General features: G+C 53.0%; 8 protein-coding genes. All 8 read right to left on the minus strand.

Annotated features, from left to right (window positions below; translation table 11 throughout):
• A complete protein-coding gene (locus tag BZK41_RS25910) occupies positions 1–1,668 on the minus strand; it encodes an O-antigen ligase family protein (protein ID WP_079940086.1) in 1,668 nt (555 codons plus the stop codon).
• Position 1,669: 1 nt separating this feature from the next.
• Positions 1,670–2,212, minus strand: a complete 543-nt coding sequence (locus BZK41_RS25915; RefSeq protein WP_079940087.1) for a fimbrial protein — start codon at positions 2,210–2,212, stop codon at positions 1,670–1,672.
• Positions 2,213–2,221: 9 nt separating this feature from the next.
• Complete coding sequence (locus BZK41_RS25920; RefSeq protein ID WP_079940088.1) at positions 2,222–3,286, minus strand: fimbrial protein; 1,065 nt, start codon at positions 3,284–3,286, stop codon at positions 2,222–2,224.
• Positions 3,283–3,888, minus strand: a complete 606-nt coding sequence (locus tag BZK41_RS25925; RefSeq protein WP_079940089.1) for a fimbrial protein — start codon at positions 3,886–3,888, stop codon at positions 3,283–3,285. Before BZK41_RS25925 ends, BZK41_RS25920 begins: the two co-directional genes overlap by 4 nt.
• Before the next feature lie 12 nt (positions 3,889–3,900).
• Entirely contained in the window at positions 3,901–4,677 is a 777-nt protein-coding gene (locus tag BZK41_RS25930) for a fimbria/pilus periplasmic chaperone (RefSeq protein ID WP_139762673.1), read from the minus strand.
• Positions 4,678–4,703: 26 nt separating this feature from the next.
• The gene (locus BZK41_RS25935; protein ID WP_079940091.1) at positions 4,704–7,175 is read right to left on the minus strand and encodes a fimbria/pilus outer membrane usher protein; all 2,472 of its coding nucleotides are present in this window, start codon (positions 7,173–7,175) and stop codon (positions 4,704–4,706) included.
• Between the two features lie 41 nt (positions 7,176–7,216).
• Positions 7,217–7,765, minus strand: a complete 549-nt coding sequence (locus BZK41_RS25940; RefSeq protein WP_079940092.1) for a fimbrial protein — start codon at positions 7,763–7,765, stop codon at positions 7,217–7,219.
• A gap of 69 nt (positions 7,766–7,834) precedes the next feature.
• A complete protein-coding gene (locus BZK41_RS25945) occupies positions 7,835–8,383 on the minus strand; it encodes a fimbrial protein (protein WP_003830808.1) in 549 nt (182 codons plus the stop codon).
• Between the last annotated feature and the right edge of the window lie 511 nt (positions 8,384–8,894).

Consider the following 8,894-nt stretch of genomic DNA (forward strand, 5'->3'; position numbering starts at 1 on the left):
TCATTCCATTTTTTGATTAAAAGGACGTCGTGCATCCTGCAGCCACGGGATACGGCGATCGTTCGGGTAAATCAGGCAAAAGCGCGTAGCCAGACGATGCGCCTCGACCAGGTCGCGCTGTTGCAACGCCAGCAAGATTTGCGTAAAGGAGACATTAGGATCTGGGTGAACGCGCACATACTCAGGCGCCCAGCGGCGAACCGCCTCCAGCCAGCGTGCGTCCCGGGTACGCTGATACCGTTGCAGATACCCCATCTGGACATCAAACCGATAGCGACTGGTAAGGAACCAGCCTCCTACAGGGAGCGATTCGGCAAGATGCCACTGCGTTGACTGCCTCTCCGCCATCGTCAGTTGCTGTTGCATTTGCAGCGTGAGCAGCAGCAATGGCGCGACGGTCAGTAACGAGATAAACCCTGGCGCGCGAATCAGCGACGTCGACATACGCGCCAGGCGTATTCCCGTTCGCGCGCTGTCTGCACATCGAAGCAACAGGATCAGCAGCAGCCAGTGTGGCGTTGACTGCCTGACGGGGTATTCCGTCAACATATGAATAACCACCGGCAGTGCCGCCACCAGGCAGGCGCGACGCCAGCAATTACCATGCAGCCAGAGCCAGAAACCACCCGCTATAAAACAGAGTGCCCCCACGAGACCAACCAGGCCGCCTTCCACCAACCACAGCACCAGTTCGTTGTGCGGATGCGAAATGCTGCCCAGCCCCAATGGCCCCGCGCGTTCGAGAAACACAGCAGCAAAACTGCCCACGCCCCACCCCATCCACGGACGTTCGGCAAATAATGCCAACGACGTTTTCAACACCGTCCAGCGCACTTGAGAAGTCGTCAGATGATCGACAGTTACCACAGACAAAAAATGGCGGGCCGTAGCTCCTACCGCCACGCCTAACGCCAGCGGCAGTAGAAGCAGCAGTAGCGTGCGCCGTTGCGCCGGGAAAACCGCCAGCAGCAGCGCCTCACCGACAACCAGAGACAGATAACCGGTTTGCGACTGAGATTCATGCAGCACAAATCCCATCATTACCAGGCCTATCCCAATGGCAATTCGATACCCGCCGTGCAGACGTAAAAAGAGCGGCGCTGACAGCAGCACACCGCATGCCGTGAAGCTGGCCATCAGGTTGACCTGCTGAAATATCCCGTAGGGCCGCGTACCGCGCCGCCAGGCAAACTCCCAGTAATCAACGCCCGGCAAATGCCAGTACTGATAGACAAACGCCAGACATTCAATGACGCACGCCCCCCATAACAGAGCCAGCAGTGCAGTCAGGGTGTTTGCCGTGAGCGGAATTTGCAATGTGACCAGATAGACGCTCACACCGCCCAGTAACGCCCCCGCCACCAGCAGTGCCTCGGCCTGCCAGACAACAGGCGTTTGAAGGCAAAGCAACGCCAGGATGAACGCCCCGACCATAAAACCCGCAGCTGGCACTGTGATGCGCCAGCGTTGACGAGGCACCAGCATCAATGCACTTGCAGCCAGTACAACAGCGTAGATCCAGCTCGTAATATTAAGCGGCAACGACAGACCACTGCCGCCGTTGTTCGGCCAGTAGAGATGCATGGCCCCACACCAGAAAAACAGACTAATACCGAGCAATAATTTCTGCGCAGGCAGCGGCGCAATGCGATTCAGTACGTTCATCATGCTACTGATAGTTCAACGTCCAGGTCCCGCTGGCGCTGAACGGACCGTATTCGAGAGACTGATTTTTTATTGCCGATGGCTCCGCTGCGACCCACGCCAAGAAATTCAGCGTCATCGAGCCTTCGGTTATCTCTTTGACTGACGTGCTCTCATCAAGGCGGATTGCCGTGCCGTCCTCTTCGCTCATCCCAATCCCGATCCCTGACGCGCCGCCTTGTTCACTGCTATCCAGCGCCAGATGATCGGTCAGCTCCGCATCCTCTCGGCCGCTGAAGGTAACCGAGATCCCACGGAAAACCTCAGGGTTGCAGTCACGTAACTGGATGCTGAATTTTTCCGGCTTACTGCGCCCCGAGAGATAGAGATCCTGTGTCGCGATTTGCTTGAAATCGACCTCGATTTTGTCGCCTCCCGGTGCAAGGCTACAGGCCAGCGCTCTGATGGTGCCGTGAAAATACATATCGCCGCCGACCAATTTGGTGTCGGCCTGCGCCATGCCAGCAAGCAGTAACATACTGGTCGCGAATAACGCCGAGAATCTCATGACATCCCCCTACTGAAACTGCGCGACAACGGTGGCAGAGGCTTCAAATTCACCCTCCTTCACGCTTCCCACGCCCGGTTTTGCCACCGGCGCGGCGGTGAGATTCCAGTCGCCCTGATTCTGGTAAAACCCCTTCACGTTGTAGAATTGATTGGGCACGACGGTGCCACCACTCTCGTCTTTAAGCATAATGCCGAGATCATCGCGCTTTTGTCCGCCGCTTAGCGTGCCAAGGAGATTACCGTTAAACCCCGCCGTGCCTGACGCCGTGGTCGTTTGTACACCAAGATTAATGTTCAGCGCGCCCTGATCGAAGCTCCCGCCTTCACAGACCACATGTATAGGGACTGACTTGCTGTAGTTAGTGCCGTTGAGCCGGGCAGCGGATCCAGGCAGATCGCCAAACTCAATGCTGATTTTGTCTCCCCGGTTGAAGGTGCATTTGTCCGGGACGGTAATCAGCCCGGATTTAATCACCACACGAGAAATCGCCGTGGTTGGCGTAGGTCCCGCGCTCCCCATGCGCCCGGCCACCTCCACCAGCGACTGGGATGTGATATTGATGCCATTGATAATGGGTTTAGTGACAATAAACGTCACTTTCCCTTTTGAACCACTTTCAACGTTAGTCGCTCGCGTGTAGCCCTTACGCTTTTTACAGCTGTTGTTGCTGTTGCGGTTTGAAACATTGGTGAAAGGTGCCTGCACATATTTTTTATAGCCCCCGGCAACCCACACCTGAACTTCCACATCCAGATACTCGTTTAGCCGAAAACGGTTCGCCCCCTGATTTGAAGGCGGCATAGTGGTTGTAGTGGTGTAGTAAATCGGTGCTCGGGAGATGTCAGCCTGTTCGCAATAGAAATTCACCACATACCAGCCGCCCAGATTCCATGGGAACGGCTCCGTTCTGCCACCCACGTGGTTTTTGCTGACATCCAGCGAGCTAAGTTCAATATCGTACTGATGCGGAGAGCCACCTTCCGGCTCACCTTCTCCCTGTGTAAATGCCTGCCCGGCCAACGGACAGCCTGCCAGCACCACCCACAACAGCGTTTTACGTAATACGCTCATAGATACTCCAGCTTAAGTCTGACCAGGCCGTTAAATTCTCCTGCGGTCACCTCTCGCCCAAAAGATTCCAGCGCGGCAAGAAAATGAATGGCGTTATCACCCGGTTTGAGGATCCACATGCGTTGCGGTTGGTTCAGGTGGATCAACTGGTTATGTTCAGTCAGTAGCCGGATGCCCGCGCCGCGAACATCGCCACGTATGCGCCCCAAATCGCTGTTTTCCGGTGCGCCTTCAGCCATTAGCGTCATCGAAACACCACGTTCCACCGTGCTGTGCGCAAGTTCAGGCATCTCACTGGTCTGTCCGGGGAAATCCCTTAAGGTATGACCGGAGCCCTTTAAGCAGCCGTTCAGATACAGCGTGACCGATACCGGATCGCTGCGATCGCCGCCCTGGCGAAATCGGCTGGCGGAAATATCACCAAGATCGATAGTCTGATCGCGGGAGGCCATATCCAGTACGCACGGCGAAACAAACACCCGACCATGAAAGCGGACGTTGCCATACTCGCCGGACACGTTGCTCATATCCTGGCGACCGCTTGTGGCCTGAACCGAGCAGGCCATGCCCGCCATCAGCAAAGCGCAAAGCATCTTTTTCATTTACGAATCCTGTTACCGGGGCTGTTGCTCCATCGGCAATGCTTTACACACATTGCCTGTGCAGCTGAATTTCAGTTCGGGATGACCGCCAAAATCGTTCACGTACATCATGCTGAACTGGCTAACGCTACCGTCGGTCACGCTGAAATCGAGAGAGGATTTTGGTGAAACCATAATCCCTGGGAAATCAGTCAGCCTGTCGCCGCCCTGGGCTTCAGGTTTGCGGCTTAAGCCGATCAAGGTGACGAAGTACGGCGTTGGGTTATCCACACTCCAGCGCAGGCCCTGCTTATGAAAGACCAGTTGGTTTTGCCACACGGCACCCGGTGTTTCCGGCACGATGGTGGTCGGACGGTAGAACAGTTTGATGCGCGACTGCATCGCCAGCTGCAGCACGTTCGGCTTATCCGGCTTGGGCGGAATTTCACGCACGTTCAGGTAGAACAGACTCTCGCGATCCTGCGGCAGAGCGTTAATACCGCTGGTTTTCGTCACACGCGCAATGCCCTTTTGCCCGCCGTTAATCCGTTGTAGCGGCGGTAAAACCATCAACGGCGAGGTAATTTTTGTTCCATTGGCGTCTTCCACCCACGACTGAGCCAGAAACGGAATACTCGGACTGGTGTTGGTTAAGTTCGCGCTGACAGATCGCGCATCACCGGTGATGATCAGACGGGTACGGTCAAGTGCAATGCCCGCCCATGAGGCGTTGATTTCTGCAATAAAAAGCAGACCGCAGGCCACGGGTTTGAGCCAACGCTGCACGGAGTAAAAAGCTTGATTTTTCATGACAAAATTCATTCAGGTTATTGATATTATTCACAAGGCAACAGCACGTTACCTTCCGGGTTGATTTGTTGCGGCACCTGTAAGTGACACTGCGCGCGACCGCCCCAGGCAACAGAAAGACGCTCGGCTGGATTCACACCCGCAATCCAGGCCATGCCGTTTTCCATCACCATGGCAACACTGACACCGTTGGCATTAAACACTTCGGCACCAAACGGCGGTACCGAGCCATCCTTCAGGCGCAGCAGCGCCATCATTTTTTGCCCCTGCGCCACGGCGAAGCGCTGATAACCAATCGCGCCTTCCGTCAGGGTGTTGGTGACGATGGCTTTGGTCGCGGAAATATCTTCGTCCATTGCGTCCACATCGATACGGGTATCAAAGCTGTGATAGCTGACGACGTCCGGTACGACGGCAATACCGAAGCGATTTGAGTGTGCCTGTTCGCCGTTCAGCGGTACATTCGCCACACCATCGGTATCAACCATCACCCTGGCGGTATTCATTGACGCCTGGCTGTTATGTAACGCCGCACCGTGACGCGTTGCGGTAAAGCCGCCACGCATCGTGCCGCCTACGGAGAAATACCGTGATTGCTGCCAGCTGACGTTAGATTCCAGTTCCGCCATCATGCTGCGATGCTTGTAGTAGCCATCAAACGCGGTGTGCCCTTCACCGGAAACCCCTGCGCGCAGTCGCCATGGATTGTTACGATCGCGGTTATCGGAATACGAAACCATCTGACTGGTCTGGCTGCCGCTGTTTTGCACTTCATAATCCATTGAGCGGCCATCGCTCCATGGCACCGAAATGGACAGCGAAAGGCTGTCGTCCCGTTTGCCCTGATACTCAGAGCGGTAAGCGGCAAGGTTGGCGCTGATCCCCTGAATGCCTGCGAACGAAAAGCTGTGTCCCATCGACAACCCGTAACGATCCTGAGAGCCACGATCCCAGTAATTCTGGTGGGTATAGGTCAGGTACAGCGTGGTCGCTAATTGCGGATCGTCAGCAAAAAAGGTCTTGTTACCGGTGATGGTGTACATCTCTTTTTCGTTGCCGGCGCTGTTGTTATTTTCATACTGCTCGTCGAGGAACTGCGAGAAGGTGCGGAAGTTACGCTGTGAAAAGCGGTAACCGGCAAAGGTGATGGCGCTGTTGTATTCATCAAAGGTTTTGGCATAGCTGAGCTTAAAGGACATCCCTTTTTGTTCAGTCTGATGCTTCACCCGGCTCACGGATTGCGTCGCGTCAGCCGACAGCGCGCCCAGCCAGCTCAAATCCCGCCCAATCCCCATCGACCAGGCGTTATAGCGATCGCCAGTCAGCAATGCGCCGCCGTACAGTGACCACGCATTGCTGACCCCCCATGAAAAATCACCGCTATAAAATGCAGGTCCCTGGACGTCGTGGTTATAACGCGATGGCTTACCGACCGCGGCGTTGTAGCGAACATAGCCCGGGCGCGTCAGGTAAGGAATATCGGCCGTATTGACCTGAAAGGTTTGTACGCTGCCATCCTGCTCTTCGACGCGAACATCCAACGTGCCACGTACCGAGCCGTGTAAATCCTGAATATTAAATGGCCCCGCTGGAACGGTGGTTTGATAGATAACACGCCCCTGCTGACTGACGGTGACCTTCGCATTACTGCGGGCGATGCCGTGCACTTCGGGCGCGTAGCCCTGCAAGTTCGGTGGTAGCATGCGCTCGTCGCTAGCGAGGTTAGCCCCGGTAAATCGCACTGAATCAAACACCTGAGAATTCAGGTAGATTTCACCGACCGTCAGTTTTGCAGCCTGCATCGGTAGCGGGCGATAGGCATAGATCTGATCCCAGTCGATACGCCCACGATTTTCATCCGAAGCATAATTGGCCTGATACTGGCCACGAAAGCGCCACGCACCGAGGTTAAAGCCCGTTTGTCCATAACCAGACAGAGAGCGGTAATGATCGCCACCTTGTTCGTAATGTGTGGCCTGGCCCGAGACGCTGTAGTCGAAAATCAGTCCCGCGACGCCGTTATCCCAGCGCTCCGGTGGCGTCCAGTCTGGATCGGTATATTTCATCCATGCCTGAGGCACGGTAATATCCAGCACGCCTGCGCTATTATTCAGTGCCACACCCGGCAGACGGGAAATGTCATAGCAGGTCGCGCTAATCGGATGAATATAGGTCAGCGCCTCTTCTTTGAGCGCCAGTAATTCGAGCTGTTGCGGCGTCATGCACGCCATGGATTTATGCGAGTTGGCAGGATCAACGATATAACGGATCAACTGCTGAGGGATCTCCTGGCTGTTAATACGAACATCCAGCAGATATTCTCCTGGAGTCACAAAGTTGCCTTCGGAAAAACGCTGTAAATCGACATTTTGTCTGTCACTGGCGTCCAGGACGTCAGTATTAAATTCAATAGACTCATCCGCTTCAGCCCATGAAGAGGCACAGACCAGAGCAATTAAAAGCGCCAGACGTTTTTTATCTGTTTTCAGCGTGATCATTTTCGTTCGCAAACCTTCAGATACCCGAATTGCCGTGCAGCTCAGAGATAATTCACAACAAAATGCGTGACTGCAGTAAATTCACCAGACGTCATTCTTCCATCGCGGGAGATCAAATAAGCCGTAAAATTGAGCGTGTTTTTCCCTGGGTTGAGCGCATAATCCGGTGATGGTTCACCCAGATGAATTTGCTTTCCTTTGCCGTCATATATTTCTATCGCTAAATTTTCAGTTTCCGATTGCACGCTCAGATAATCAGGATTGTCACTATCCGGTGCGCCGGAAAAGGTAATATTGGCGCGTTGGAACAGATTCCCGGGGTGTTGAGAATCCCCTAATGAGCATCCCAGCAAATGAATGCTGAAATCATGCGCAGATACTTTTTCAGGTTTTCCGGAAATATCTCTGGCTGAGAGGTCATCAAATTCAACCAGCAGCGACCGGTCGTGTGGATCGACATAACAGGCAGCCTCAATAATATTTCCCCGCATGCGCATTTTGCCGGGCGTACTGACAAGACGATTGGTGTCAGCCAAAACCCATGCAGGCGATATGAAGATAAAAAGCAGTAAAATACGCCATCCAGGCATCACCGCATTTCCTTTCAGTTATTCGCAGGAAGGGTTAAGCAGGCGCATAGTTGCGCCCGCAGCAGATCGTTACTGATAGTCGATCTGGAAATTAACAGTAGATTCGAAGTCACCAGGGGTTACAGCTGCGGATGCGTTGTTGGCCTGGAGGTAAGCAACGAAATCAATGTCGGTTTCGCCATCGGTAATGTTGACCTGAGATGCGGCTTCGCCCCATTTCACGTCCTGGTTACCACTGTCAATCATACCGATGCCCGCGCCCTTTGCTGTACCTGAGGTAAATGCAGCCAGCGCATTGTTGTCGGTATCAATCGTTGCCGGGGTGTAGGTTACTGTGGCGGTTTTCGCAACAGTTGTATCGCAGCCCTGCAGAACGATTTTGGCATGCTTAACACCAGCACGTTGGTTGTCTTTTAACTGAGAAGTTGGGATCTCACCAAAATTAACCTGCACCGGGCTGGATTCTGGGGCCAGACCGCATGCGGAATTAACCAGAGAACCAGTGAAGTGAATTTTACCGTTAGTCGGTTCAACATTTTTTGCAGCGAAAGCAGAAGATGCAGTAAAAGTCATTCCCGCCATCAGCGCACAAGCCACAGCCACGTTTTTCATTTTCATATTACTACTTAACCTTATATCTGTTTTTTGGTTATTCCGACGATCTATTTCCACAGACAATTTATGCAAGGGAAACCCTGATCTGCAGGTGGCGGTAGTGCATTTCCTTGCAAACAATCCATCTCAAGCCACCCCGTATTTTGAACTTCATTGGTATTCCATCCGAAATACCGTCCACAGTTGTTTACGCTGTTTCGGGGCTTATATTAAGTCGACGAGAAAATGACACAATGCAAAAATCCGGTATTAATCAAACTCAGGGAATCGTGTTGTAACACTGTCTGTCGAGCGATCGTTTACCTAAAAAATAGCCAAAAAACACGTAAAACACAGTGTTAATGGCTATTATTTATAGTTTTTATAGAGTTTTTATCTATCAACTATTTTTTTATTTAGCCAAAAGAACGGGCAAAATGTATTTATGAAAGTTTTGTAAAAATGAAATTTGGTATCAAAATCGAGCAATGACAATAAGATAGTGAAAGAGACGAAGGAGATTGGAGGATTCTAT

This window comes from Citrobacter sp. A316 (assembly GCF_002042945.1).
GTDB classification, from domain to species: Bacteria; Pseudomonadota; Gammaproteobacteria; order Enterobacterales; family Enterobacteriaceae; genus Citrobacter; species Citrobacter portucalensis.